Below are 25,657 nucleotides of genomic sequence, written 5' to 3' on the forward strand. Positions count from 1 at the left end.
TATGAAACTGGAGAAATTACGCAATCTTTTCAAACAGCTGGGGATTGACGGACTGCTTATAACCAGCGGAACGAATTTACAGTATATGACGGGCTTTACGGGATCAGCCGGGCTAGCCGTCATATCGGAAGAACGCGCGGCGTTTATTACCGATTTTCGGTATACGGAACAGGCTAAAGCCCAAGTAAAGGGATTTGAAATCATTGAACACGGCGGAAGTTTGATTCAGACTGCTGCTGATACGATTAATGATTTTGGCATTGGAAAGCTAGGTTTTGAACAAAACAGCATGACGTACGGCACATACGCGTCATACCATGCAGTTGTGAACGGCGCGGAATTAGTGCCGGTTGCAGAATCGGTGGAAAAGTTGCGCTTGATTAAGTCTGATGAAGAGATTAAGATATTAGAGGAAGCTGCGAAGATTGCAGATGATGCTTTTCATCATATCTTAACGTTTATCAAACCCGGCATATCCGAAATATCTGTTGCCAATGAGCTTGAATTCTTTATGAGAAGCCAGGGGGCTGACAGCTCTTCTTTTGATATGATTGTCGCGTCGGGCCTTCGGTCAAGCCTTCCTCACGGAGTGGCGAGTGAAAAATTGATCGAAAGCGGAGATTTTGTCACGCTTGATTTCGGCGCTTATTATAAAGGATACTGTTCTGATATTACACGCACCATTGCGGTAGGCGAGCCGAGCGATAAACTGAAAGACATCTACCAGATTGTATTCGACGCCCAGGCGCTTGGCGTTCAGCACATCAAGCCGGGCATGACGGGCAAAGAGGCAGATGCATTGACGAGGGATCATATTACTGCAAAAGGCTACGGCCAGTATTTTGGCCATTCGACAGGGCATGGGCTCGGCATGGAGGTTCACGAGTCACCGGGTTTATCTGCAAGGTCTTCGGCTGTTCTTGAGCCGGGCATGATTGTCACGGTTGAGCCGGGCATTTACATACCGGAAACGGGCGGCGTCAGAATCGAAGATGACATTGTCATTACAGAGAACGGATGCCGGACGATCACCCATTCCCCTAAAGAATTAATTATTTTGTGATTGGATATATAGGAGGACTTGAACATGATTTCAGTTAACGATTTTCGTACAGGATTAACAATCGAAGTGGACGGCGGCATTTGGCGCGTCGTTGATTTCCAGCACGTGAAACCGGGAAAAGGCGCGGCATTTGTCCGTTCTAAACTGCGCAACCTGCGTACCGGCGCTATTCAGGAAAAAACATTCCGCGCAGGTGAAAAAGTAGCCAAGGCGCAAATTGAAACGAAAACAATGCAATACTTATACGCAAATGGAGACCAGCACGTATTTATGGACACAAGTTCATACGAACAGCTTGAGCTGAGCGCTTCTCAAATTGAATATGAATTAAAATATTTACTCGAAAACATGTCTGTACATATCATGATGTATGAAACTGAAACACTCGGAATTGAGCTTCCGAACACGGTTGAGCTGAAAGTTGTGGAAACAGAACCCGGAATTAAGGGCGATACAGCTTCAGGCGGAACAAAGCCTGCCAAAACAGAGACAGGACTTGTTGTAAACGTACCGTTCTTTGTGAACGAAGGCGATACGCTTGTTGTCAACACAACAGACGGATCTTACGTGTCAAGAGCGTAGGACGAAAGCAGAAAGCCTGCTCCTGATTAAGGGGCAGGCTTTTTTGTCATAAAGAACTCTTTAAGACCGGCTCCCTTTAAGGAACCGGCTTTTTTTATGCGCAAAACCGAATCTTTCTTTTATACGAAGATACCAAGACTACTTCCTTGAGATAGAGCATATAGTATAAAAAAAGCGGGAGGTTAAGAGATTGCTATGAGATTCTTTCTTGGTCAAATCAATTCTACTGTTTTAACAATGGCTGGTTTAAGAGTTTTATCTTCATTAATTGAACTGACGGCGGCCATTGTGATGCTGGTGACAAACGATGTCAGAAAGGCGGTTGTGGTCAACAGTATCCTGGCGATTGTCGGGCCATTAATCTTTATCATTACAATGACCGTCGGGATCTACCAAATTGCGGGGCAGCTTTCGTATGCCAAGCTGATTTTTATCTTTATCGGCGTTGTGTTCATTTTGGCTGGTGTCCATAAATAGCATGAGGACTTGTCATAAAGTCTGCCTCTTGTCATACATTTTTAAAGAAGCCAATCGGTGAAAAAGGAGGAGGCTCTTTTGAATGAAATTGCAGAGGTTCTCCCTGAATCTATGAGAAATGCCCTTTCCGGCATTCCGGAACATGAACGGCTGCAAATAGAGGAAATCAGAATCCGGACAGAACGTCCAGTAGAACTGATCAGAAGCGGACAACCTCTTTTTCTGTCCTATATATGCACCGCAGAAGACGCGCATCTTATCTTAAGCCGGCTGAGCAATTACAGCATGTATACGCTGGAAGAAGAGCTTAAGAAAGGATATGTAACCATCAGAGGCGGCCACAGAGTCGGACTGGCAGGAAGAGTTATCGTAGAAAACGGCAGTGTAAAGGGGCTTCGTGACATCGCGTCCTTTAACATACGGATTGCCCGGCAAAAGCTTCATATCGCGAATGAATTAGTGCCGTTTCTTTTTAAAGAGAATTGGCTGAACACGCTGATCATCGGTCCCCCGCAAACAGGAAAAACGACGCTTCTGCGGGATCTTGCCAGGCTTTCAAGCACCGGCATAAATAAAATTCCGGCAAAAAAAACCGGCATTGTTGATGAACGTTCAGAAATTGCCGGCTGTCTGCGCGGCATACCCCAGCATCAATTCGGTCAGCGAATCGATGTATTGGACGCGTGTCCGAAAGCGGAAGGACTTATGATGATGATTCGTTCGATGAGTCCCGAGGTTATCATTGTTGATGAAATCGGCAGAATGGAAGATTCAGAGGCCATCTTGGAAGCGCTGCATGCCGGTGTTTCCGTTATCGTGTCCGCGCATGGCTGGACAATATCAGACTTAATGAAAAGGCCGTCGCTAAAGCTGTTATGGGAGGAAAAGGCGTTCGACCGTTATGTTGAACTATCAAGGCGCAAGGGGCCCGGCACGGTAAACCAGATGTACGACAGAGACGGAAAGGCGCTTTCGCCAAGCAGGGGTGTAAAGTCATGCTGAAGCTGTTAGGTGCTGTTTTGATACTGGCGGCGACGACATGGACAGGTTTTGAAGCAGCGAAGATTTATACGGAAAGACCGCGGCAAATCCGCCAGCTCCGGGCAGCCCTGCAATCACTCGAGGCTGAAATCATGTACGGGCACACACCGCTTCATACAGCCTCACAGCAAATCGCAAAGCAGCTTGCCAAGCCTGTTTCATGTTTATTCGAATCCTTCAGCAAACAGCTGGATAGAGGAAGTGATTCAGCAAAAACCGCTTGGGAGCAAAGTTTAAAGAAAGTCTGGAACACCATGTCTATGAAAAAAAGCGAATATGATGTCCTGAAGCAATTTGGGGAGACGCTCGGGCTCCACGACAGAGTCTCCCAGCAAAAGCATATCAAGCTGGCGCTCAACCACTTGGAAGCGGCAGAAACAGACGCCGAACGGGCGCAAGCGAAAAATGAAAAAATGCTGAAAAGCTTAGGATTTTTAGCCGGATTATTACTCATTCTTCTATTGATGTAAACATGAGGGGAGCAAAAATAAAATGGGAGTAGACGTAAATGTGATTTTCCAAATCGCCGGAGTCGGAATCGTGGTCGCTTTTTTACACACCATCCTGGACCAAATGGGGAAAAAAGAGTATGCCCAATGGGTAACGCTTCTTGGCTTTATCTACATTTTATTTATGGTGGCGACGATAGTTGATGACCTATTTAAAAAGATAAAAGCTGTGTTTTTATTTCAAGGATAGGGGGGCTTACAGATTGACATCGTTCAAATTGTAGGTTTAGGGCTGATCGCCACATTCCTCTCCTTAATCGTGAAAGAACAAAAGCCGACATTCGCTTTTCTGATTGTCGTGTTTGCGGGCTGTGTCATTTTTTTGTATCTGGTGGATCAAATCTATGACATCATCAGAATGATTGAAAAGATAGCAGTAAATGCCAATGTGAATATGGTCTATGTCGAAACCATTTTGAAAATTGTCGGAATCGCCTATATCGCGGAATTCGGGGCCCAGCTCACAAAAGATGCCGGGCAGGGAGCCATCGCCTCAAAAATTGAGCTCGCGGGGAAGGTCCTGATCCTCGTGATGGCTGTTCCTATTTTAACAGTGATTATTGAAACGATTCTCGGACTTATCCCTTCAATGTCATGACAGGAAAGGAGGCGGGAGGCTGAATGAAGCGCTTTCGATGGATACTTGCTCTTGCGGCCGTTTTGCTTTTTTGTCAAACCGAAAGTGTACAGGCTCTTCAGGATACGGAAGAAACCGCAGAAGCCGCAGAAAGTGCTGATAAAGCGGATGAATTGGTGAAACAGCAGGCAGAAGCGCTTGAAACCGACAGCATCGGTGAATTTTGGGATGACATCATGTCCGAATATGGCGGGCTGCTCCCTGAAAGCCAAAAAGGAAGTTTACTTGAATTTATGAATGGCGAAAAATCATTTTCTCCGCAAGAATGGCTGAAGGCACTTTTTTCTTATTTATTTCATGAAGTGCTCGCAAATGGAAAACTCCTCGGCACTTTGATTTTACTCACCATTTTCTGTGTCATTCTTCAGATGCTGCAAAATGCGTTTCAGCAAAGCACGGTCAGCAAGGTCGCCTACTCGATTGTATATATGGTCTTGATTATCCTTGCGCTGAACAGTTTTCATGTAGCGATCACTTATGCCAGCGAGGCCATTCAAACGATGACCAGTTTTATACTCGCCCTCATTCCGATGCTTTTGGCGCTGATGGCTTCTTCTGGTGGAGCAGTATCGGCAGCCTTCTTTCATCCCGTTATTCTCTTTTTAATGAATACAAGCGGTTTGCTGATCCAAAATATTGTGATGCCGCTGATCTTCTTGTCTGCGATTTTAAGCATTGTCAGCACAATGACGGATCAATACAAGGTAACGCAGCTTGCCGGTCTTCTTAGAAAAATCGCTATCGGAGCCCTCGCCGTCTTTTTAACTATCTTTCTTGGCGTGATCTCCGTTCAAGGCACCTCAGCCGCCATTACAGACGGCATTACGCTGCGAACGGCTAAATTTATAACCGGGAACTTTATCCCCGTGCTTGGAAGAATGTTTACAGATGCCACCGATACAGTAATCAGCGCCTCCCTCCTTTTGAAAAATACGGTAGGCATCATCGGTGTCGCTATATTAATTTGCATCGCAGCCTTTCCTGCGATAAAAGTGCTTTCACTGGCTTTCATTTATAAACTGGCAGCCGCGATTTTGCAGCCGCTCGGAGGCGGGCCGGTCATTACCTGCCTGGATGTGATCAGCAGAAGCGTTCTCTATATTTTTGCGGCCCTCGCCATTGTTTCTCTCATGTTTTTCTTGAGCATTACCGTAATCATAACAGCAGGAAACCTTACCATGATGATGAAGTAAAGGAGGCTTCAAGGATGAGCTTTTTGACCGAATGGCTGACGAGTATCGTCTTATTCATCTTATTTGCGATTGTGATTGACATGCTGCTGCCCAACTCAAGCATGCAAAAATACGCAAAAATGGTGATCAGTCTGCTGTTAATCGTCGTGATGCTCAATCCGATTTTTAAGCTTTTTAAAACAGACCCCGAAGTGATCTTTGAGTATCTGACCGAAAACGGCCAATCCCAATCAGCTGACATAAAAAATCATATCAATTCTGAAAAAAAAGAAATACAAGCCACACAGCGTGCATATATTTTAGAAGAAATGGCTGTCCAATTAAAAAAGAAAGCGGAGGAGACGTTCAGTCATGATGCCTACAAGATAGAGAAACTCAATGTCTCGGCAGGAGCAAAGGTAGATTCAGAAGAGGATATAACAGAAATCAGCGTGCATATGGCCCCGGCTTCTGAAAAAACCGTTCAAACGATCGCACCGATTCACATCAACACGGACAAGACATATGAATCAGCAGACACCGCAGAAAAAAAAGAAGCAGAAAAAGTAAAAAAAGAGCTATCGGAAATATGGGAAATCGGCAGTGAGAAAATTACGGTTTATATGGAAGGCGGGGAGAGAAACGGCAATGAATAAAAACGGATTGTGGCATGTTCTGAAAAAACAGTTGCTTCCGGGGCAAGCGAAAGACGGCGAAAAGCCCAAGTTGACCAAATATCATTACTTTCTGTTTGTGTTTGTACTCGGTGTATCCTTTATGCTTGTCAGTCAGCTCTTTTCTTCACCTGAGAAAGCCGGAAAAGACACGGCTGAAACAGCTTCAGCCCCAACATCAGCGGATCCTGCGGGGAGCGACGCAAAAACAGCCGCTGTTTTCAAAACCTCTAAAGCTGATGAGCCTAAAAACTCCATTGACGATTACGAAAAAGAATACGAGAACCAGCTGAAAGAAATTCTTGAAACGATCATCGGCGTGGAAGATGTCTCAGTTGTCGTCAATGTGGATTCAACTTCCCTGAAAGTTTTTGAAAAAAATAAATCAAGCAAAAATACCACAACTGAAGAAACCGATAAAGAAGGCGGCAAAAGAAGTGTGACCGATCAAACATCTGAGGAAGAAATCGTGATGATACGCAATGGCGACCAAGAAACCCCGGTTGTCGTTCAGACGAAAAAACCTGACATACGCGGTGTACTCGTTGTCGCTCAAGGAGTGGACAACGTTCAAATAAAAAAAACCATCATTGAAGCAGTGACCAGAGTGCTGGATGTTCCAAGCCACCGGGTCGCAGTTGCCCCTAAAAAAATGAAGGAGGATTCATAAATTATGCTGAAAAAACAAACTGTTTGGCTATTAACAATGCTCAGTCTCGTAGTGGTACTAAGTGTCTACTACATTATGTCGCCGGAAAGCAAAAACGCTGTGAAAATGGAAAGCGCCTCTGGCAGCGGAGAAGTGGCTAAAGAGGAAAAACCAAAAGAGGAAGATAATCAAGATAAAACTGATACGAAAACAGAAGAAGAGAAGGGAACAAAGGATTCTAAATCAACCGAAGACAAAGAAACCTCTGCTGAAGCAAGCGGAAAGGACGGCACAGTTGTAACAGAGACAGCTGACGATGATCTCTTCACAACATACCGCCTTGATATGGAAGACGCCAGAAGCAAAGAGAGAGAAGAGCTGAATGCCATCGTTTCAAGCGACGATGCGACAGCGAAGGAAAAAAGCGAAGCATATGACAAAATGACAGCGCTCAGTGAAGCGGAAGGAACGGAAAAGCAGCTTGAAACGTTGATCAAAACAAAAGGTTACGAAGACGCGCTGGTTAACGCAGAAGGCGATAAAATTAACATTACAGTCAAATCGGATAAGCATTCATCATCAAAAGCGTCTGCGATCATCGACCTTGTCGCCAAAGAGATGAAAAGTATGAAAGACGTCGCCGTCACATTCGAGCCGTCAAAATAATGGAAACTAAAACACGCCCGCATATACTGCGGGCTTTTTTTTGGCATTCATGAAACAGTTGAATTCAAAAGCCCTCTCCTGTAAGATAAACATAGTATGAACTTTTAGTAGTAACCTATAAAAATTGAAATTTAATACATAGGAGTGCGATTACATGTTAAATCTCAAAGAAATCCACGAACTTATAAAACGAATTGACGAATCATCCATTGATGAATTCACTTATGAAAACGAAGGCGTCACTTTAAAACTGAAAAAGCATGAGGCAGGAACCGTTCAAGTGATGCAGCAGGCGCCTGCAACGCCCGTTCAGGCACCGGCTCCGCAGGTGGCAAGTCCGGAGGCGGGGGCAGCTCCTGCTCAGGAAGCTCCGAAACATGATGAAAACCTTCACCAAATCAAGTCGCCGATGGTAGGAACATTCTATTCTTCTTCTTCACCTGAAGCGGGTGCTTATGTGTCAGCAGGCTCAAAAGTAAGTGAAAACACTGTGGTCTGCATCGTCGAAGCAATGAAGCTCTTTAACGAAATAGAAGCGGAAGTTAAAGGGGAAATCGTTGAAGTATTAGCGGAAAACGGCCAGCTGGTTGAATACGGACAACCTCTATTTCTTGTAAGAGCAGAGTAAGGAGATATATATCATGATAAAAAAGCTATTGATCGCGAACAGAGGAGAAATTGCTGTCAGAATCATCAGAGCCTGCAAAGAGCTCGGCATTGAGACGGTGGCTGTTTATTCAGAAGCCGATAAAGAAGCCCTGCATGTGCAAATGGCTGATGAAGCTTTTTGCATCGGGCCAAAAGCTTCAAAAGACAGCTATTTAAATGTGACCAATATCGTCAGTGTCGCTAAGCTGACCGGTACCGACGCTATTCATCCGGGATATGGATTTTTAGCTGAAAACGCGGACTTCGCCGAACTGTGCGAAGAAGTAAATGTCACGTTTGTAGGACCTAGTGCGGACGCCATTTCAAAAATGGGGACAAAAGATGTGGCAAGGGAAACAATGAAGCTTGCGGGTGTTCCGATTGTTCCCGGTTCACAAGGTATTATAAATAATGCGGAAGAAGCGGTTTCGCTTGCGGGTGAAATTGGGTATCCTGTTATTATAAAAGCAACTGCAGGCGGGGGCGGAAAAGGAATCAGGGTCGCCCGCACTGAAGAAGAGCTGATTAACGGCATCAAGATTACCCAGCAGGAAGCCGCAACGGCATTCGGGAATCCAGGTGTTTACATCGAAAAATACATAGAAGATTTCCGGCATGTTGAAATTCAGGTGCTGGCCGATAACTATGGAAATACGATTCATCTGGGCGAACGTGACTGCTCTATCCAAAGACGCCTTCAGAAGCTATTGGAAGAAACCCCGTCTCCGGCGCTCGACTCCGAGATCAGGGAGCAAATGGGAGATGCAGCTGTTAAAGCGGCAAAAGCGGTTGGATATACAGGCGCAGGCACAGTCGAATTTATCTATGATTACAGAGAACAGCGCTACTACTTCATGGAAATGAACACGAGAATTCAAGTAGAGCACCCGGTCACAGAAATGGTAACAGGTACCGATCTGATTAAGGAACAAATTAAGGTGGCATCAGGCATAGAGCTGAGCCTCAAACAAGAAGACGTCACGTTTGACGGCTGGGCCATCGAATGCCGTATCAACGCTGAAAATCCAAGTAAAAATTTCATGCCATCAGCTGGTAAAATTAAAATGTACCTGCCGCCGGGCGGACTCGGTGTCCGAGTGGATTCCGCGGCATACCCGGGCTACTCCATTCCTCCATACTACGACAGCATGATTGCGAAAGTCATCACATACGGCAAGTCGAGAGATGAAGCAATTGCCCGCATGAAGCGCGCATTGAGCGAATTTGTCATAGAAGGCGTTGAAACGACGATTCCGTTCCATTTAAAACTGCTTGAACACGAAACATTTGTAAGCGGAGAGTTTAATACAAAATTTTTAGAAACATATGATGTAATGGGCTCATAATTTTTGCGGAGGTGAAATGAATGAAAGACAACAGCTTGCTTAAAATGGATCACGACGATACACATTTGGGTAAGGTTGAGATTGCCCCGGAAGTCATTGAGGTTATTGCCGGAATCGCCGCGTCCGAGGTTGAGGGCGTCGCAGAAATGCGGGGAAACTTTGCGACCGGTGTCGTGGAACGCTTTGGTAAAATCAATCACGGCAAAGGTGTTAAAGTGGATCTGGCAGATGACGGAATCACGATTGATGTTTACTGTGTAGTCTCTTTCGGCATTTCCATCCCGAAAGTCGCTGCAGCGGTTCAGGAAAACATTCGGCAAACCTTATTAAATATGACGTCTCTTACAATCAACGAAATTAATATTCACATCGTCGGCATTCAATTTGACACGAAAGCCCAAGAAGTCGAAATCGACGAAGAAATGTAAATGGCTTTACTGAAAACCAAGGGGATGGGCGGCCCTTTGGTTTTTTTACACGTTACCCAGTATTTCAAGCATGAAGAAAGCCGGCTCATGGCAGCCGAGTTTCTTCATGTTCGTGAAATCCGAATGATAATATAAAGGTTGATGAGAATATTCGGTAATAGGGTGAAAAACCTTGATTTCAATATGCGGATGAGAAAAAAATATGTTATGATCTCTTTATGGCTTAACGACAAGCGGATAAAGAGGATCAAAGGAGAAAGAAAATGAAAAGAAGAACAGCAAGAGAAAAAGCTTTGCAGGCACTATTTCAAATTGATGTCAGCGACATTGCACCGAATGAAGCCATTGAGCATGCGCTTGATGACCAAAAAACCGATCCGTTCTTTGAAGAACTGGTGTACGGTGTGATTGACCACCAAGTTCAGCTTGATGAGATGATTTCCAAGCATCTGGTGAATTGGAAGCTTGATCGAATTGCCAATGTGGACCGTGCGGTTTTGCGATTGGCGGTTTATGAGATGGTGTATGTAGAAGACATTCCTGTCAATGTGTCTATGAACGAAGCAATCGAGCTGGCAAAACGGTTTGGTGATGACAAAGCAACAAAATTCGTAAACGGGGTTCTTTCTAACATTAAATCTGATATTGAACAATCATAGGAGGAAAGAAAATGACTGCAACAATCATCGACGGAAAAGAAACGGCAAAAGAAAAACGCGCACAACTGGCAAAAGAGGTAGAAGAGCTTAAACAGCAAGGCGTCACACCAGGCCTGGCGGTTATTCTGATCGGAGATGATCCTGCTTCTCATTCTTACGTGCGGGGAAAGAAAAAAGCCGCTGAAACAATGGGAATGAACTTTAAGCTTGATCAATTTGACAGCAGTCTTACAGAAGCTGAACTGCTTTCTATTATTGACCGGTACAATCAAGATCCTGAATTCCACGGAATCCTTGTTCAGCTCCCGCTGCCAGATCATATTTCAGAAAAAGCGGTCATTGAGCGTATTTCTCCGGATAAGGATGTTGACGGCTTTCATCCGCTAAATGTAGGGAAGATGCTGCTTGGCGAGGATACATTTCTCCCTTGTACGCCCCATGGGATTGTTGAACTTTTGAAGAAAACCAATATAGATCTTTCCGGTAAAGAGGTTGTTGTAGTCGGCCGAAGCAATATTGTCGGCAAACCGGTCGGACAGCTTTTGCTGAATGAAAATGCGACCGTCACATATTGCCATTCAAGAACAAAAAATATGTCCGAGCATACAAAAAAAGCGGACATCTTGGTGGTAGCAGTCGGTAAAGCCAACTTCATCACGGCTGACCAAATTAAAGAAGGCGCCATTGTGATTGACGTCGGTGTCAACCGACTGGAAAGCGGCAAGCTTTGCGGAGATGTGGCGTTTGACGAGGCAAAGGAAAAAGCGTCCTTTATTACGCCTGTTCCCGGCGGAGTCGGTCCGATGACCATTACGATGCTTGCGCATAATACTGTAAAATCTGCGAAACGTACGTTATCATAGATAACTGGAGAGAGTCATTTGCCGGCGGGCTGTTTTTTGACAGCCTGCGGGGATGAACTTAGCACCTTACCCGCTTCTAAGGCTTGCTGCCCAAAAGCGGGTTTTCTTTAGTTGTGGTGAGTAAGATGTTACTGAAACGAGAGGAGTTCGAAACATGAGTGAAGCAGCGTATGTAACCGTCTCGGCGCTGACAAAGTATATAAAGCGAAAATTCGATGTCGATCCTCATCTTGAAGATATTTGGATAAAAGGGGAACTATCGAACGTTAAAATACATACAAGAGGCCATATTTATTTTACCTTAAAAGACGAAAACGCCCGGATGCAGTCCGTGATGTTTGCTCGGCAAAGCGCACGTCTTCCCTTCAAGCCGGAAAGCGGAATGAAGGTATTGGTCAGAGGAGGCATTTCAGTTTACGAGCCGAGCGGGAATTATCAGCTATATGCAAAAGAAATGCAGCCGGACGGGGTTGGGGCGCTGTATTTGGCTTATGAAGAACTAAAGAAAAAGCTTGCCAATGAAGGCTTATTTGATGAACGGCACAAAAAAACAATCCCCGCTTTTCCAGCCACGATCGGGGTTGTGACATCTCCGACGGGTGCAGCCGTCAGAGACGTTATAACAACTCTTAAAAGAAGATATCCCCTTGTGAAAATCATTGTCCTTCCAGCGCTCGTTCAGGGCGAAAACGCGAGCCGATCAATTGTAAAGCGCATTGAAGAGGCGAATGAAAAACAGGTGTGCGACGTGTTAATTGTCGGCAGAGGCGGCGGTTCAATCGAGGAACTTTGGGCCTTTAATGAAGAAATCGTAGCCCGCTCGATTTTTTCTTCAAGAATACCGATTATTTCGGCGGTCGGGCATGAAACCGATTTTACTATCAGTGATTTTGTGGCGGATATAAGAGCTGCCACGCCGACCGGAGCGGCTGAAATCGCCGTGCCGCATACAACGGACTTAATCGAACGCATCAAAACAGCGGAAGTCAGAATCACACGAGCGATGCAGCAGCATATCAGCCAGAAAAAAGAACGTATTCAAACGCTTCAATCTTCATATGCTTTCCGATTCCCTAAACGTCTGTATGCCCAAAAAGAACAGCAGTTTGACCTTGCGTACCAGCAATTTCAGACACAGCTGACCTCCCTTTTTGAGCGGAAAAACAGACAGCTGGAACGTGAAACCTACCGGCTGGCGGCTCTGCATCCTCATGAACAGCTTAAACAAGCCAGAAAAAGACACGAGGACCGGACCAATCAACTGACAAGAAGCATGAATATCCAAATAAAGCAGCTTCATTCGCAGTTTCAAACGGTTCTTGGTAAACTGAATGCATTAAGCCCGCTTCAAGTAATGGAAAGAGGATACAGCCTTGCTTATAAAGAAGATGAGCTCATAAAAAGCATCAGCCAGGTTGAAGAAAATGATCAGCTTGAAGTGAAACTGAAGGACGGCGTGTTGACATGTGAAGTACTGGAAAGGAGAGGCGAAGCAAAATGACAGAAAAGAAAAAAGATGAAAATATCACATTTGAAGAGGCAATGAAAGGGCTGGAGGGCATTGTCGCAAAGCTTGAAGAAGGAGATGTGCCCTTAGAGCAGGCAATCACTTATTTTCAAGAAGGCATGGCTCTTTCAAAAATGTGCCATGAAAAGCTGCAAAAAGTAGAAAAACAAATGGATTTTATTTTAAAAGAAGATGGAGAATTGGCACCTTTCAGCGTTCAGGAGGAAGACGAAGGTGGCAAATAAATTTGAACAATTTTTAGCGGAACGCAAAAATGTCATCGAACAGCAACTTTCCGTGTACACTGAACGTCTAAATATGCCGGACTCGCTAAAAAAATCAATGCTTTATTCCCTCGAAGCCGGAGGAAAGCGGCTCCGTCCGGTAGTTGTATTAGCCGTATTGCATGCATACGGAAAAAGTGAAAAGGATGGCATTCCGGTCGGATGCGCCGTCGAAATGATTCATACGTATTCTTTAATCCATGATGATCTTCCATGTATGGATGACGATGATTTGCGCAGAGGAAAACCGACAAATCATAAAGTGTTCGGAGAAGCAACGGCTGTATTGGCGGGTGACGGGCTGCTTACGGAAAGCTTTAAGCTGATTACCTCCCACGTATCAGAAGACGTCTCGGCCGATAAACGGCTCCGTCTTGTGAATGAATTGATTTCCGCAGCCGGCACTGAAGGAATGGTCGGCGGACAAATCGCCGATATGGAAGCAGAAAGCAAATCAGTTTCACTTGAAGAACTGGAATTCATTCATGAACGAAAAACGGCTAAGCTGCTTGCATTTTCTGTCACGGCAGGCGCTATTTTGGCCGATGCGCCGGAGAATGAAATTGAAACCCTTCGCGCCTTCAGCAGCCATATCGGCATCGGCTTTCAAATACGGGACGACATCTTGGATCTGGAAGGCAATGAAGAAAAAATCGGAAAACGCGTCGGTTCAGATACGACGAACGACAAATCGACCTATCCGTCATTGCTTTCATTAGATGGCGCCAAAAACAAGCTTGCCGATCACATGAAAGCGGCTAAGGATCTTATTAGCGGACTTTCTCTGCAAAAAGAGCTTTTGTATGATCTCTGTGATTTAATTGCCGCAAGAGACCATTAAAACCATCCGTATTTGAAGGGATTATGGCTGATATGGTAAAATGTAAGCAGTTTCGATTATATCCAGAATGGCCTGCGGGCGAAGTTGAAAAAAGAAGAGCAGCTTTTTTGTCTTTTTTTATGCCGCTAAAAGTTTACAGCCAGGCATTTAAGGCAAAAGACATGATATATTTGCAGAAATTCATGCTGAAAGTGAGTTGATCCGTTTTGGATCTTTTATCAATACAGGACCCATCATTTTTAAAAAACATGACCAATGATGAATTAGAGAAATTAAGTGATGACATCCGCCGCTTTTTAATTACGTCATTATCGGCTTCAGGCGGACACATCGGGCCGAATTTAGGAGTTGTCGAACTTACCATCGCTTTACACAAGGAATTCGACAGCCCGAAAGATAAATTTTTATGGGATGTCGGACACCAGTCTTATGTCCATAAGCTGTTAACCGGGCGGGGAAAAGAATTTGAAACGCTGCGCCAGTACAAAGGGCTTTGCGGCTTCCCGAAACGAAGTGAAAGCGAGCATGACGTTTGGGAAACCGGACACAGCTCAACTTCTTTATCCGGCGCAATGGGAATGGCAGCCGCACGTGATATTAAGGGATCAGATGAATACATCATCCCGATTATCGGAGACGGGGCGCTGACCGGCGGTATGGCTCTTGAAGCGTTGAACCATATCGGCCATGAGAAAAAAGATATGATTGTGATATTAAACGATAACGAAATGAGCATCGCTCCGAATGTCGGCGCCATTCATTCCATGCTTGGACGCCTTCGTACAGCAGGCAAATACCAATGGGTTAAGGATGAGCTTGAATATATGTTTAAGCGGATTCCTGCAGTTGGCGGAAAGCTTGCCGCTACAGCGGAACGGATTAAAGACAGTCTGAAGTATATGCTCGTCTCCGGCATGTTTTTTGAGGAGCTGGGATTTACGTACTTAGGACCGGTTGACGGACATTCCTATACTGAGCTATTTGAGAACCTTCAATACGCCAAGAAAACAAAAGGGCCTGTTCTTTTGCATGTGATCACCAAAAAAGGAAAAGGATACAAGCCTGCTGAAACGGACACTGTCGGTACGTGGCATGGCACAGGCCCTTATAAAATCAATACAGGGGACTTTCTCAAACCGAAAGCGGCTGCACCTTCTTGGAGCGGGCTTGTCAGCGGAACGGTTCAGGAGCTTGCTCGAAACGATGAAAGAATCGTTGCCATTACGCCGGCCATGCCGGTCGGTTCGAAGCTTGAAGGCTTTGCGAAAGAATTCCCTGAACGTATGTTTGACGTAGGGATTGCCGAACAGCACGCCGCAACCATGGCAGCTGCTATGGCTTTACAAGGCATGAAACCGTTCCTTGCCATTTATTCGACATTCCTGCAGCGCGCGTATGACCAGGTCGTTCATGACATTTGCCGCCAGAACGCCAATGTCTTTATCGGAATAGACCGAGCCGGATTAGTCGGGGCAGACGGAGAAACGCACCAAGGTGTATTTGATATCGCCTTTATGCGCCACATCCCGAATATGGTCTTGATGATGCCGAAAGATGAAAACGAAGGACGGCATATGGTTCAGACAGCGATCAGCTACGATGACGGTCCGATTGCCATGCGGTTCCCGCGCGGAAACGGGCTTGGCGTGAAAATGGATGAAAAACTTCAAACCATTCCGATCGGCTCATGGGAAGTGCTGCGTCCGGGAACTGACGCGGTCATCCTGACGTTTGGAACAACCATTGAAATGGCTCTTGAAGCAGCGGAAGAACTGCAAAAAGAAGGCCGTTCGGTACGTGTTGTCAACGCTCGTTTTATTAAGCCGATTGATAAAAAAATGATGAAGAATATACTCGAGGAAGGCCTTCCGATTTTAACCATTGAAGAAGCGGTCTTAGAAGGCGGATTCGGCAGTTCTATTTTGGAATTCGCTCAGGAACAAGGCATGTACCATACCCCGATCGACCGTATGGGTATACCGGATCGATTTATTGAACACGGCAGCGTCACAGCGCTTCTTGAAGAAATCGGCCTGACAAAACAGCAGGCGGCAAACCGTCTCAGATTATTGACACCGAGAAAGACGCATAAAGGAATTGGATCATGACAGCAAAGAAAGAACGATTAGATGTGTTATTAGTTGAAAGAGGGTTAATGGAAACGCGTGAAAAAGCAAAACGGGCTATTATGGCCGGCATCGTGTATTCCAATGAAAATCGACTGGACAAACCCGGTGAAAAAATTGAACGCGACCTTCCGTTAACCGTAAAAGGCAATCCGCTGAAATATGTGAGCAGAGGCGGCTTAAAACTAGAAAAAGCATTGCAGGAATTTCCTGTTTCCGTTGAAGGCAAGATAATGATTGATGTCGGCTCCTCAACTGGAGGCTTTACAGATTGCGCTCTCCAAAACGGAGCCAAACAATCGTATGCGGTTGATGTAGGCTACAATCAGCTTGCATGGAAACTTCGGCAGGATGAACGGGTCGTTGTTATGGAACGCACCAATTTCCGATACGCAACCGCCGCTGACTTTACAAAAGGACTGCCGGAATTCGCCACAATTGATGTTTCCTTTATCTCATTGCGGCTGATTCTCCCTGTGTTAAAAACCTTGCTTGTATCAGGAAGCGATTGTATCGCGCTTGTTAAGCCGCAGTTTGAAGCGGGACGGGAATCTGTAGGCAAAAAAGGCATCGTCCGAGACCCCAAGGTGCATATGGAAGTGCTTCAGCGCATGGTCCGGTTTGCAGCAGCTGAGGGCTATGTGTGCAAAGGCCTGTCATTTTCACCAATTACCGGAGGAGACGGGAACATTGAATTCCTTCTTCACCTGTATTGGGACGGAGACGGACAAGACGGGATTGAGCTGTCAGAGGAAGCGATCAGCCTGACTGTGAGTGAGGCACATAAAACGTTAAAAGAAAAAAAAGCAGAAGTTCCGGAATAATAGTGCGCTATTATTCCTTTTTTCTGCATTCGTGTACTTTTTTTAAGGAATCATATAACATAGAATGAACAGAAAAGCTGTAAAACTGAGGTGCTTACATGAATAAAGGCCAGAGGCATATTAAGATCAGAGAGATCATTACCAGCAATGAAATTGAAACACAGGATGAACTAGTCGACATCCTTAAGCAAGACGGGTACAAGGTAACGCAGGCGACCGTTTCCCGCGATATAAAAGAACTTCATCTTGTAAAGGTGCCGACGAATAACGGTTCCTATAAATACAGTCTTCCTGCTGACCAGCGTTTCAATCCGCTTTCTAAGCTGAAACGGTCGCTGATGGACGCCTTCGTTAAAATTGATTCTGCGAGCCATATGATTGTGCTCAAAACAATGCCGGGAAATGCGCAGGCAATCGGCGCGCTTATGGACAACTTGGATTGGGATGAAATTATGGGCACCATTTGCGGAGACGACACCATATTAATCATTTGCCGGACGCCTGATGATACCGACGGCGTAAAAAGCCGCCTGTTGGAGCTTCTGTAGCGTAAATTTATAATGATAAGAGGTGTAATGCTGTTTGTTAGCTGAACTATCAATAAAAAACTTTGCCATTATAGAAGAATTGACGGTTTCTTTTGAACGGGGGCTGACTGTATTAACGGGAGAAACCGGTGCCGGTAAATCCATTATTATTGATGCCATTTCTCTTCTTGTTGGAGGCCGTGGATCTTCTGAATTTGTCAGGTACGGCGAAACGAAAGCCGAACTTGAAGGGCTGTTTCTTTTAGAAAGCGGACATCCTGTTTTTGAGGTGTGCCATGGACAGGGGATTGATGTATCAGATGATATGATTGTGTTGAGGCGTGATATAAATTCCAACGGAAAAAGCGTGTGCCGCGTCAATGGTAAGCTTGTTACAATTGCAGCGCTAAGGGAAATCGGCAGGCTCTTATTAGATATTCACGGGCAGCACGATAATCAGCTGCTGATGGAAGACGATAAACATCTTCAGTTATTGGACAAGTTTGCCGGAGAAGAGGCTGACAGCGCGCTCCATGCTTATCGGGAAGGCTATCAGCGTTACATGAAGGTGCTGAAAAAACTTAGGCAGCTGTCTGAAAGCGAGCAGGAAATGGCCCATCGGCTGGATTTAATTCAATTCCAGCTGGATGAAATTGAATCAGCGGGTCTGGAACTGAATGAAGACGATATTCTGCAAGAGGAACGCCTGCAAATTTCAAACTTCGAAAAGATTTATGAGGCGCTGCAAAATGCTTATAATGCGCTTCGCAATGAGCAGGGCGGATTGGACTGGGTCGGCATGGCGTCAAGCCAGCTTGACGATATATCCGACATCAATGAACCGCTGCAAAAACTTTCAGAAAGTGTTTCTAACTCCTATTATCTGCTTGAAGATTCTACATTTCAAATGAGAAACATGCTGGATGAGCTTGAGTACGATCCGGAGCGTTTGAATTTTATTGAAACCCGCTTAAATGAGATCAAGCAGCTGAAACGTAAATACGGCGCTACAGTAGAAGACATTTTGGAATACGCTTCAAAAATTGAAGAAGAGATTGACCAAATCCAAAACAGAGACAGCCACCTTCAAACGCTTAAGCAGGAGCTGGACTCTGTCGGTAAAGATGTGGCGGTAGAAGCGTCAAACGTCTCAAAAATCAGAAAAGCGTGGGCGAAAAAGCTGGCTGTTCAAATTCAGCAGGAGCTGAAAAGCCTTTATATGGAGAAGTCAACATTTGATACAGAATTTCTTATCAGGACGGCACCGCGCAGTGAAGAAGCTCCGATTGTAAACGGACAGCCGGTCCAACTGACTGATCAAGGAATAGATATGGTGAAGTTTTTGATCTCGACCAATACGGGCGAACCGCTAAAACCGCTTTCTAAAGTAGCATCCGGCGGAGAGTTGTCGAGGGTGATGCTTGCGTTGAAAAGCATCTTTTCCTCACAGCAGGATGTAACGTCAATCATCTTTGACGAAGTCGATACAGGAGTCAGCGGAAGAGTCGCTCAGGCGATCGCCGAAAAGATTCATAAGGTGTCAATGGGATCCCAAGTGCTTTGCATCACCCATCTGCCTCAGGTCGCCGCTATGGCGGATACCCATCTTTTAATTGCGAAAGAATCAAAAGACGGAAGAACAACGACTCATGTCACTCCGTTGTCAAAGCAGGAAAAGGTGGCAGAAATCGGAAGGATGATTGCCGGAGTCGAGGTGACCGATCTGACCAAACGGCATGCGAAAGAACTTTTAAAACAAGCCAATCAGGTGAAAACGACAGGATAAGCTGCTCTTTTACGGGCAGCTTATTTTTTTATGGCATTTTTAGCGCAGGACATCCATTCCTTTATCAGTTTATCCAATGTTTTTCTTTATATGCCAGTTATAAATCAAGGCTGAGAAGGCAAAAGTAATGATGTAGCAGCAATCAATAAAGAAAGAATGGTGTGGGATAGGAGCGAGGAGAGTGAAGTAAATAAATGCCCGATAACATTAGAAAAGCAGTAGGTGTAATTCTCCTTGTTTCTTTATTAAGTGTAGGTTTTTTTAAACCATTTAAAGAATATTTACTGATTCCAACGCAAATGAGAGTATTCGAAACGCAAACACAAGCCGTTGAAACGAACTTATCAGTAAGCGGTCAAGAGGAAGAATTATCAGAAGCATTCACATTGCAAAAGGATCAGCACGAAACAAAAATAACAGGCCAAAAAGCAGGGAAATCAGAATTAGTATATGATCTTGCCGGATTTCCAATCAAAAAAACAAAAGTGCAAGTCCTTCCTGATTTAAAAGTCGTTCCCGGCGGACAATCCATCGGTGTGAAACTGCATTCTGTCGGTGTGCTCGTTGTCGGATTCCATCAAGTGAATACAGAGGAAGGCAAAAAATCTCCGGGGGAATCAGCCGGAATTACAGCAGGCGACATCATTATTGAAATGAATGGACAAAAAATTGAAAAGATGAGCGATATTGCTCCTTTTATCCAAAAAGCGGGCAAAACGGGAGAATCGTTAGATCTTCTGATTAAGCGGGACAAACAAAAAATCAAAACAAAACTTGTGCCTGAAAAAGACGAAGCGGAAGGGATGTATCGGATCGGTCTATATATCCGCGATTCTGCTGCCGGAATCGGCACAATGACTTTTTATGAGCCTAAATCAAAAAAATACGGTGCGCTTGGCCACGTGATTTCTGATATGGATACGAAAAAACCGATTGTTGTGGAAGATGGCGAAATCGTTCGGTCAACCGTCACTTCGATTGAAAAAGGGACAGGCGGAAATCCCGGAGAAAAACTTGCAAGATTTTCTTCTGATCGAAACATTATCGGCGATATTAACAGAAACAGCCCGTTCGGCATCTTTGGGACATTAAACCAGACGATTGAGAACAACATTTCAGACAAAGCGCTTCCTGTTGCTTTATCAAATGAAGTGAAAGAAGGACCGGCCGAAATATTAACCGTCATTGAAAACGACAAAGTGGAGAAATTCAATATTGAAATTGTCAGCACCACACCGCAAAAATTTCCGGCCACAAAAGGAATGGTCTTAAAAATAACAGATCCGAAATTATTAAAAAAGACCGGCGGAATTGTACAGGGGATGAGCGGAAGTCCCATTATCCAAAACGGAAAAGTTGTCGGAGCTGTCACACATGTGTTTGTAAATGATCCGACAAGCGGCTACGGCGTCCACATTGAATGGATGCTTTCAGAAGCGGGAATTGATATTTACGGAAAAGAAAAAGCAAGCTGACTGCCGGATATCCGGCAGTTTTTTTGCTGTAATTTCGCTTCACTTCTCCTGGGCATTACGGTAAAATGAAAATGAAGATTTTTCGACAAATTCACGTTTCCTTGTTTGTCAAATTTAATTTTTAGTCGAAAAACAGAGAATAACATAGAAAAACAAAGATATACCACTATTATTGGTGAATATGATTTTTTTAAAGGGGATATAGTGGTTTTGTCGAATTTATCATGTAGCAGTCATTTAATAGGAATTGTCCTGTTAACTACATTGGGGGAGGAAGAAACGTGGAGAAAATTAAAGTTTGTGTTGCTGATGATAATCGAGAGCTCGTAAGCCTGTTGAGTGAATATATAGAGGGTCAGGAAGATATGGAAGTCATCGGCGTGGCTTATAATGGCCAGGAATGCCTGTCTTTATTTAAAGAAAAAGATCCTGATGTTCTTGTCTTAGATATTATAATGCCGCATTTAGACGGACTTGCGGTATTGGAACGGCTCAGGGAGTCAGATCTTTCAAAACAGCCGAATGTGATCATGCTGACAGCGTTCGGACAGGAAGACGTTACGAAAAAAGCCGTCGATTTAGGCGCGTCTTATTTTATCCTAAAGCCGTTTGATATGGAAAACCTTGTCGGGCATATCCGCCAAGTCAGCGGAAATTCGAGCAGTGTGACACATCGCGCGCCTTCATCACATGGCAGCATCATAAGAAATCATGAGCCGAAACGGAAAAATCTCGACGCCAGCATAACAAGCATCATTCACGAAATCGGCGTCCCGGCACATATTAAAGGGTATCTCTACCTGCGCGAAGCCATCTCAATGGTCTATAACGATATCGAATTGCTCGGCAGCATCACGAAAGTGCTCTATCCCGATATCGCCAAAAAATTCAACACCACTGCAAGCCGTGTAGAAAGAGCGATCCGCCATGCGATTGAAGTGGCATGGAGCAGAGGGAATATTGATTCGATTTCTTCATTGTTTGGGTACACAGTGAGTATGACGAAGGCAAAACCTACAAATTCAGAATTCATTGCGATGGTGGCTGATAAGCTGAGACTTGAGCATAAAGCAAGCTAAACCGGTAGCACCTTGTTCTGCTGAAAGTTCCATTGCAGTTCCAAACCAAATAAACTGTTTCCCAAAGACCAATGATCCAGTTCGTTGGTCTTTATTTCGTCTGTAAATACACAATGAAAAACCCCGGGTACAATCCCGGAGCCTGTGAGCGATGCTGTTTTCAATTTAAAAATTCAAATCTCTTGTCCCTGGGCTGTGCTCATTAGGCATTTCAGGCAACGTCGGAACAGGGAATCCTTTCGGAGGATCTGTGACAGCAAGGGTTTCATTATTTCGGCTAGGCGTTTGGCCTTGGAAAATTTCTTGTATTCTTGTTGGATCGAGTCTAAAGTTAAATTGGGCATTGTGATATCCCATCTCTACATATTTTCGGCATTCCGGATATTTATCAATATCATAATTCGGGACTGGAAAAAGCTTACCCCATTCTACACCTAGCGTTTCAAGCGCCTTGGCAAAAGCGTTTTGATGCGCGTTATCCCTTACAATCAGAAACGCCAGTGTTTCACGGAAGGTTTTGTTTGAACTCATCTCATAAATGCGGGTTTTCTGAAGGACGCCCGTTGATTCAAGCACCAGGTTATCAAGAAGATCACCAATCAGGTTGCCGTGGCTGTAAACCCAAGAACCGTTCCAAGGATTTCCGGCGGCATCAACCGGAAGGGAAGCTTGAGCGCCAATAATATAATGATGCGGATTTGCATGTCTGACGGCATCGTCAAGAGGCGCCTGATCAGCTCCTGCATTTCCCGGACGGGAGGATTCGCCTGAATCATTTAATAGTTGGTTGATCGTGTTTTGAACAAGCTCTACATGGGCAATTTCTTCTAAAAATACACCGCGAAGCAAATCACGGTATTGGTTATCTTTTCCTCTGAAATTTGAACTTTGGAAGAAATACTGCATCATTGTCCGCATTTCGCCAAAGTGACCGCCTAATATTTCCTGTAATACTTTTGCGGCTTCGGGATCAGGCTGATCAGGTGTAATCACATTGATTAATTCCTCTTTATAGTAGTACATCAAAAAACCTCATTTCTCACATAAGTTTTATTCAGCTATTATTGTTCAGCTTAATGGTGTTTTTATTCACGCATTTGTCTTTGGCAGATGCATAGATGCAACTAAACAGAGGATTACATTAAAAAAGACTGCCGAATGAATTTCGACAGTCTAAAATATGAGCTTTAATCTTCGAACGGCACCCAGCCCGGTGTGTTTATAATCATTTGCCACAAAGGTTCAGGCAGATGATACTTCGGTTTATCTCCCAATTTAATAATGGTTTCGATTTCTTCTTCACGGCCTTCTTTCACTTTCGCAGGCCATTGGGGATCAACTAAAATTTCTCGTCCCATGGCAGCTAACGGGATGCCGCTTTGGATAACTTGCAATGCCTCGTCAGCAGTATGAATTGAGCCTACTGCAATTAGCGGTACTTTGTTTCCGACACGCTCGTTCAGCAAGTCCATACGGGTGCGTGTTTCATCTGCTCCTCGGCGGGCTTTAGAATTGACGTCCATAAGCGATATGTGCAGGTAGTCAAGTTCTTTTTCTGCAAGAGCGTCAACAAGTGTAAAGGTTTCAGCCATTGTAAGCCCCGGAGTTTCCGGTTCTTCCGGAGACAGACGGTAGCCGAGTACAAAGGGCTCTTTAGCATGGGAGGCAATGGCTTTTTTTACTTCATCTACTATAGCGAGAGGAAATGCTAAACGTTTCTCAGCGCTTCCTCCCCAACGGTCTGTGCGCTGGTTTGTTTTTGGAGAATAGAACTGCTGAATTAAGTAACCGTTCGCTCCATGGATTTCCACGCCGTCAAAGCCTGCTTCAATCGCGCGTCTTGTTGCCTCTCCAAACGCTTTTACGATATTTTCGACCTCATGATCTTCAAGGGCGCGGACGATTTGTTTGCCATTATCAAATATATCACTTGCTCCGACAACTTCTTGATTCGGCACAAGTTCAGGAGGGCATTCAATGCCTCCGTGGTGAATTTGGACAATCGCTTTTGATCCTTGCGCTTGGATGGCTTGAGCTAACTTTTTCAAGCCGGATATTTGTGAATCTTGGTTGATTGCCGGCTGGCCCGGAAATGCTTTTCCGTCAGCCGTTACGTTGGCGCAAGCTGTGATAACCATTCCCATTTCTTTTGAACGGGGAATAATATAGTCAAGTTCTTGGTCAGAGATGGTTCCATCCTCGTTTGAAGAATAATGGGTCATCGGGGCAACCGCGATACGATTATCTATTGTTACACCGCTTGGAAATGTGAATGGCTCAAACAGAGGTTCATACTTTTTCTTCAATATCATCATCTTCTTTCTGTCAGTTAACTCGAGAGTATTCTAGCCCACATCTTAAATTTAATGCAAATGTTCTGCTTATGCCTTTCAGAATCAATTAAAAAATGTCTGATGGTTAGATGAAAATTAGCTGACTCCTCACCGTCGTTCATCACGCTTCCATTCTGATACAAAATACGTAAGAAAAGCTCAGGCTGCGGGCCTCTTTTTTTAGTTTGCCGCAAATTTTTGAAAAATGATGAAAAAGTCGTTCATTTCCGTTAATTTTTGCAAATGACATTCAAATATAGAGACATATTCATGGACGATTCAGCTTGCTTTCTTTCTAACAATAGGAAATCAGCAGGTAGGATAGCCCTTTATAAATTTATGGAAATGAAGCCGGGCTAACCGGCGTCCTTTACAAATCTATTATTCTGGTAAAAGATAGAGCCGAACAAGAAATTAAGAGGTGATCACGTGAGACAAACAGTTCTTCTTTTGTTCGGTGTCCTGATGCTGGCTGGGTGCGGAGCGGCGGCAAGCGCAAATCAGGCTGATTCTTCCCCGAAATTTACACAGGAAGGGAAGTATATTGGGGCGGCAGACCGCCATACCATAGCGGTGAATATTGACGGCGAAGAAAAAATGATTGAGGTGCCCAAGAATAAGCGGAATGAATGTGAATCACTCCCCGATTATACGAAAGTACAGGTGAAATATACAAAAGACGATAACGGAACGTTGAAGCTTGAAGATATTAAAGAGAACGAGAACTTATAGAGAGACCTGGAGGGAGAGTAACGTGAAAGTTTTATATAAAAGCTTGGCGATATTCGGGCTGGCGGCTCTGGTGCTGGCCCCGGAAGCCAAGGCGGCCGAACCGCTTGAAGGGAAAACCATTTATATTGATGCGGGACACGGCGGCTCTGACAGCGGAGCCGTCGGAAATGGATTATTCGAAAAAAATATCAACCTGGCTGTCTCTAATGATGTAATAGACAAGCTCAAAAATGAGGGTGCAACGGCTGTTGCGTCAAGAACAGACGATACCTTTTTAAGCTTGGAGGAGAGAGTCGCAAAAGCAAGCATGAACGGATCTGACCTGTTTGTCAGCATTCATGCAAATTCAGGTGTTTCTTCAGCTTCAGGGACTGAAACGTATTTTAATTCTGATTACGAAGCGGAAAATAGTGAACGCTTAGCGGCCGATATTCAGAATGAGCTGGTGCCGGCATTAGATACGACAGACAGAGGCGTCAAGGAAGCGGAATTTTATGTTATTACATATTCACAGATGCCAAGTGTATTAGCTGAGCTTGGTTTTATCACAAACAGCTCTGATGCGGAAAAGCTGAATAGCGGCCAATATCAAGAGAAGGCTGCCGACGCGATTGTCGGAGGAATTGAAACGTATTACGCGAAGTAGCGTTCAGCCGCCAATATTAAGAAAGTGTAAAAAAGCATTGGTTTCTAGATCACCCGGGCCAAAACATTTATAATAAAGAAAAA

General features: G+C 44.6%; 30 protein-coding genes. 28 read left to right on the plus strand and 2 right to left on the minus strand.

Annotation, left to right across the window (positions count from 1 at the left end; genetic code table 11):
* Nucleotide 1 precedes the first annotated feature (1 nt).
* The 26 genes from GXP75_RS13045 to spo0A all read left to right on the plus strand — a co-directional run bounded on the left by GXP75_RS13045 (nt 2) and on the right by spo0A (nt 21,863).
* Nucleotides 2–1,063: a M24 family metallopeptidase gene (locus tag GXP75_RS13045; RefSeq protein ID WP_150223190.1), complete on the plus strand. Its 1,062-nt coding sequence runs from the start codon at nt 2–4 to the stop codon at nt 1,061–1,063.
* Nucleotides 1,064–1,087: 24 nt separating this feature from the next.
* Entirely contained in the window at nt 1,088–1,645 is a 558-nt protein-coding gene (gene efp, locus GXP75_RS13050; RefSeq protein ID WP_003325458.1) for an elongation factor P, read from the plus strand.
* Between the two features lie 195 nt (nt 1,646–1,840).
* Entirely contained in the window at nt 1,841–2,122 is a 282-nt protein-coding gene (locus tag GXP75_RS13055) for a YqhV family protein (protein WP_003325459.1), read from the plus strand.
* A 78-nt stretch (nt 2,123–2,200) separates the two neighbouring features.
* A complete protein-coding gene (gene spoIIIAA, locus GXP75_RS13060) occupies nt 2,201–3,124 on the plus strand; it encodes a stage III sporulation protein AA (RefSeq protein WP_061572843.1) in 924 nt (307 codons plus the stop codon).
* Complete coding sequence (gene spoIIIAB, locus GXP75_RS13065; RefSeq protein WP_242556982.1) at nt 3,118–3,633, plus strand: stage III sporulation protein SpoIIIAB; 516 nt, start codon at nt 3,118–3,120, stop codon at nt 3,631–3,633. The genes spoIIIAA and spoIIIAB overlap by 7 nt, the downstream gene beginning before the upstream one ends.
* A 22-nt stretch (nt 3,634–3,655) precedes the next feature.
* The gene (spoIIIAC, locus tag GXP75_RS13070) at nt 3,656–3,862 is read left to right on the plus strand and encodes a stage III sporulation protein AC (protein WP_003153142.1); all 207 of its coding nucleotides are present in this window, start codon (nt 3,656–3,658) and stop codon (nt 3,860–3,862) included.
* Between the two features lie 12 nt (nt 3,863–3,874).
* Nucleotides 3,875–4,270 (plus strand): stage III sporulation protein AD, encoded by a 396-nt coding sequence (gene spoIIIAD / locus GXP75_RS13075; protein WP_242557156.1) that lies wholly within the window; start codon nt 3,875–3,877, stop codon nt 4,268–4,270.
* 23 nt (nt 4,271–4,293) lie between these two features.
* Nucleotides 4,294–5,502: a stage III sporulation protein AE gene (gene spoIIIAE / locus GXP75_RS13080; protein WP_242556983.1), complete on the plus strand. Its 1,209-nt coding sequence runs from the start codon at nt 4,294–4,296 to the stop codon at nt 5,500–5,502.
* Nucleotides 5,503–5,516: 14 nt separating this feature from the next.
* Nucleotides 5,517–6,137 (plus strand): stage III sporulation protein AF, encoded by a 621-nt coding sequence (gene spoIIIAF, locus GXP75_RS13085; protein WP_061572846.1) that lies wholly within the window; start codon nt 5,517–5,519, stop codon nt 6,135–6,137.
* Entirely contained in the window at nt 6,130–6,825 is a 696-nt protein-coding gene (gene spoIIIAG, locus GXP75_RS13090) for a stage III sporulation protein AG (RefSeq protein WP_061572847.1), read from the plus strand. Before spoIIIAF ends, spoIIIAG begins: the two co-directional genes overlap by 8 nt.
* A 3-nt stretch (nt 6,826–6,828) precedes the next feature.
* The gene (locus GXP75_RS13095) at nt 6,829–7,470 is read left to right on the plus strand and encodes a SpoIIIAH-like family protein (RefSeq protein ID WP_003325467.1); all 642 of its coding nucleotides are present in this window, start codon (nt 6,829–6,831) and stop codon (nt 7,468–7,470) included.
* A gap of 154 nt (nt 7,471–7,624) precedes the next feature.
* Entirely contained in the window at nt 7,625–8,098 is a 474-nt protein-coding gene (gene accB / locus GXP75_RS13100; RefSeq protein WP_088117557.1) for an acetyl-CoA carboxylase biotin carboxyl carrier protein, read from the plus strand.
* 13 nt (nt 8,099–8,111) lie between these two features.
* Complete coding sequence (accC, locus tag GXP75_RS13105; protein WP_003325469.1) at nt 8,112–9,464, plus strand: acetyl-CoA carboxylase biotin carboxylase subunit; 1,353 nt, start codon at nt 8,112–8,114, stop codon at nt 9,462–9,464.
* 20 nt (nt 9,465–9,484) lie between these two features.
* On the plus strand, nt 9,485–9,892 hold the full coding sequence (gene yqhY, locus GXP75_RS13110) for a fatty acid biosynthesis protein YqhY (protein WP_003325471.1): 408 nt from the start codon (nt 9,485–9,487) through the stop codon (nt 9,890–9,892).
* 263 nt (nt 9,893–10,155) lie between these two features.
* Nucleotides 10,156–10,551: a transcription antitermination factor NusB gene (gene nusB, locus GXP75_RS13115; protein ID WP_003325473.1), complete on the plus strand. Its 396-nt coding sequence runs from the start codon at nt 10,156–10,158 to the stop codon at nt 10,549–10,551.
* Nucleotides 10,552–10,562: 11 nt separating this feature from the next.
* Nucleotides 10,563–11,414 (plus strand): bifunctional methylenetetrahydrofolate dehydrogenase/methenyltetrahydrofolate cyclohydrolase FolD, encoded by an 852-nt coding sequence (gene folD, locus GXP75_RS13120; protein WP_061572849.1) that lies wholly within the window; start codon nt 10,563–10,565, stop codon nt 11,412–11,414.
* Nucleotides 11,415–11,568: 154 nt separating this feature from the next.
* On the plus strand, nt 11,569–12,915 hold the full coding sequence (gene xseA / locus GXP75_RS13125; protein WP_088117556.1) for an exodeoxyribonuclease VII large subunit: 1,347 nt from the start codon (nt 11,569–11,571) through the stop codon (nt 12,913–12,915).
* Nucleotides 12,912–13,166, plus strand: a complete 255-nt coding sequence (locus tag GXP75_RS13130) for an exodeoxyribonuclease VII small subunit (RefSeq protein WP_003325476.1) — start codon at nt 12,912–12,914, stop codon at nt 13,164–13,166. Before xseA ends, GXP75_RS13130 begins: the two co-directional genes overlap by 4 nt.
* Nucleotides 13,114–14,046 (plus strand): polyprenyl synthetase family protein, encoded by a 933-nt coding sequence (locus tag GXP75_RS13135; RefSeq protein ID WP_277990742.1) that lies wholly within the window; start codon nt 13,114–13,116, stop codon nt 14,044–14,046. Before GXP75_RS13130 ends, GXP75_RS13135 begins: the two co-directional genes overlap by 53 nt.
* 23 nt (nt 14,047–14,069) lie before the next feature.
* A complete protein-coding gene (locus GXP75_RS13140; RefSeq protein WP_157883238.1) occupies nt 14,070–14,246 on the plus strand; it encodes a hypothetical protein in 177 nt (58 codons plus the stop codon).
* A 6-nt stretch (nt 14,247–14,252) separates the two neighbouring features.
* Complete coding sequence (gene dxs / locus GXP75_RS13145) at nt 14,253–16,154, plus strand: 1-deoxy-D-xylulose-5-phosphate synthase (protein ID WP_150223195.1); 1,902 nt, start codon at nt 14,253–14,255, stop codon at nt 16,152–16,154.
* The gene (locus GXP75_RS13150; RefSeq protein ID WP_003325479.1) at nt 16,151–16,996 is read left to right on the plus strand and encodes a TlyA family RNA methyltransferase; all 846 of its coding nucleotides are present in this window, start codon (nt 16,151–16,153) and stop codon (nt 16,994–16,996) included. The genes dxs and GXP75_RS13150 overlap by 4 nt, the downstream gene beginning before the upstream one ends.
* 98 nt (nt 16,997–17,094) lie before the next feature.
* The gene (argR, locus tag GXP75_RS13155; protein ID WP_003325480.1) at nt 17,095–17,544 is read left to right on the plus strand and encodes an arginine repressor ArgR; all 450 of its coding nucleotides are present in this window, start codon (nt 17,095–17,097) and stop codon (nt 17,542–17,544) included.
* 34 nt (nt 17,545–17,578) lie between these two features.
* On the plus strand, nt 17,579–19,309 hold the full coding sequence (gene recN, locus GXP75_RS13160) for a DNA repair protein RecN (protein ID WP_106044169.1): 1,731 nt from the start codon (nt 17,579–17,581) through the stop codon (nt 19,307–19,309).
* Nucleotides 19,310–19,503: 194 nt separating this feature from the next.
* The gene (spoIVB, locus tag GXP75_RS13165; RefSeq protein ID WP_242556985.1) at nt 19,504–20,784 is read left to right on the plus strand and encodes a SpoIVB peptidase; all 1,281 of its coding nucleotides are present in this window, start codon (nt 19,504–19,506) and stop codon (nt 20,782–20,784) included.
* Between the two features lie 281 nt (nt 20,785–21,065).
* Nucleotides 21,066–21,863 carry a sporulation transcription factor Spo0A gene (spo0A, locus tag GXP75_RS13170; RefSeq protein WP_010789174.1) on the plus strand — a complete coding sequence of 266 codons (798 nt, stop codon included), beginning with the start codon at nt 21,066–21,068 and terminating at the stop codon, nt 21,861–21,863.
* A 165-nt stretch (nt 21,864–22,028) separates the two neighbouring features.
* Here spo0A and GXP75_RS13175 read toward each other — a convergent pair whose 3' ends face one another.
* Together GXP75_RS13175 and GXP75_RS13180 are read right to left on the minus strand one after the other, a co-directional pair.
* On the minus strand, nt 22,029–22,886 hold the full coding sequence (locus GXP75_RS13175; protein WP_242556986.1) for a manganese catalase family protein: 858 nt from the start codon (nt 22,884–22,886) through the stop codon (nt 22,029–22,031).
* 164 nt (nt 22,887–23,050) lie between these two features.
* A complete protein-coding gene (locus GXP75_RS13180) occupies nt 23,051–24,169 on the minus strand; it encodes an NADH-dependent flavin oxidoreductase (RefSeq protein ID WP_242556987.1) in 1,119 nt (372 codons plus the stop codon).
* 456 nt (nt 24,170–24,625) lie between these two features.
* Between GXP75_RS13180 and GXP75_RS13185 the strand changes: the two genes are divergently transcribed.
* Entirely contained in the window at nt 24,626–24,928 is a 303-nt protein-coding gene (locus GXP75_RS13185; protein ID WP_150223200.1) for a hypothetical protein, read from the plus strand.
* Between the two features lie 22 nt (nt 24,929–24,950).
* The gene (locus GXP75_RS13190) at nt 24,951–25,574 is read left to right on the plus strand and encodes an N-acetylmuramoyl-L-alanine amidase family protein (RefSeq protein ID WP_242556988.1); all 624 of its coding nucleotides are present in this window, start codon (nt 24,951–24,953) and stop codon (nt 25,572–25,574) included.
* Nucleotides 25,575–25,657: the final 83 nt, after the last annotated feature.

It is taken from the genome of Bacillus sp. HU-1818 (genome assembly GCF_022695965.1).
GTDB lineage: Bacteria > Bacillota > Bacilli > Bacillales > Bacillaceae > Bacillus > Bacillus atrophaeus.

What these genes read in the sequence shown, in the direction of transcription:
- GXP75_RS13045 (WP_150223190.1), top strand. Translation starts at nt 2, where the DNA reads ATGAAACTGGAGAAATTACGCAATCTTTTCAAACAGCTGGGGATTGAC.
- efp (WP_003325458.1), top strand. Translation starts at nt 1,088, where the DNA reads ATGATTTCAGTTAACGATTTTCGTACAGGATTAACAATCGAAGTGGAC.
- GXP75_RS13055 (WP_003325459.1), top strand. Translation starts at nt 1,841, where the DNA reads ATGAGATTCTTTCTTGGTCAAATCAATTCTACTGTTTTAACAATGGCT.
- spoIIIAB (WP_242556982.1), top strand. Translation starts at nt 3,118, where the DNA reads ATGCTGAAGCTGTTAGGTGCTGTTTTGATACTGGCGGCGACGACATGG.
- spoIIIAC (WP_003153142.1), top strand. Translation starts at nt 3,656, where the DNA reads ATGGGAGTAGACGTAAATGTGATTTTCCAAATCGCCGGAGTCGGAATC.
- spoIIIAE (WP_242556983.1), top strand. Translation starts at nt 4,294, where the DNA reads ATGAAGCGCTTTCGATGGATACTTGCTCTTGCGGCCGTTTTGCTTTTT.
- spoIIIAF (WP_061572846.1), top strand. Translation starts at nt 5,517, where the DNA reads ATGAGCTTTTTGACCGAATGGCTGACGAGTATCGTCTTATTCATCTTA.
- spoIIIAG (WP_061572847.1), top strand. Translation starts at nt 6,130, where the DNA reads ATGAATAAAAACGGATTGTGGCATGTTCTGAAAAAACAGTTGCTTCCG.
- GXP75_RS13095 (WP_003325467.1), top strand. Translation starts at nt 6,829, where the DNA reads ATGCTGAAAAAACAAACTGTTTGGCTATTAACAATGCTCAGTCTCGTA.
- accB (WP_088117557.1), top strand. Translation starts at nt 7,625, where the DNA reads ATGTTAAATCTCAAAGAAATCCACGAACTTATAAAACGAATTGACGAA.
- accC (WP_003325469.1), top strand. Translation starts at nt 8,112, where the DNA reads ATGATAAAAAAGCTATTGATCGCGAACAGAGGAGAAATTGCTGTCAGA.
- yqhY (WP_003325471.1), top strand. Translation starts at nt 9,485, where the DNA reads ATGAAAGACAACAGCTTGCTTAAAATGGATCACGACGATACACATTTG.
- nusB (WP_003325473.1), top strand. Translation starts at nt 10,156, where the DNA reads ATGAAAAGAAGAACAGCAAGAGAAAAAGCTTTGCAGGCACTATTTCAA.
- folD (WP_061572849.1), top strand. Translation starts at nt 10,563, where the DNA reads ATGACTGCAACAATCATCGACGGAAAAGAAACGGCAAAAGAAAAACGC.
- xseA (WP_088117556.1), top strand. Translation starts at nt 11,569, where the DNA reads ATGAGTGAAGCAGCGTATGTAACCGTCTCGGCGCTGACAAAGTATATA.
- GXP75_RS13130 (WP_003325476.1), top strand. Translation starts at nt 12,912, where the DNA reads ATGACAGAAAAGAAAAAAGATGAAAATATCACATTTGAAGAGGCAATG.
- GXP75_RS13135 (WP_277990742.1), top strand. Translation starts at nt 13,114, where the DNA reads ATGGAGAATTGGCACCTTTCAGCGTTCAGGAGGAAGACGAAGGTGGCA.
- GXP75_RS13140 (WP_157883238.1), top strand. Translation starts at nt 14,070, where the DNA reads ATGGCTGATATGGTAAAATGTAAGCAGTTTCGATTATATCCAGAATGG.
- GXP75_RS13150 (WP_003325479.1), top strand. Translation starts at nt 16,151, where the DNA reads ATGACAGCAAAGAAAGAACGATTAGATGTGTTATTAGTTGAAAGAGGG.
- argR (WP_003325480.1), top strand. Translation starts at nt 17,095, where the DNA reads ATGAATAAAGGCCAGAGGCATATTAAGATCAGAGAGATCATTACCAGC.
- spoIVB (WP_242556985.1), top strand. Translation starts at nt 19,504, where the DNA reads ATGCCCGATAACATTAGAAAAGCAGTAGGTGTAATTCTCCTTGTTTCT.
- GXP75_RS13175 (WP_242556986.1), bottom strand. Translation starts at nt 22,886, where the DNA reads ATGTACTACTATAAAGAGGAATTAATCAATGTGATTACACCTGATCAG.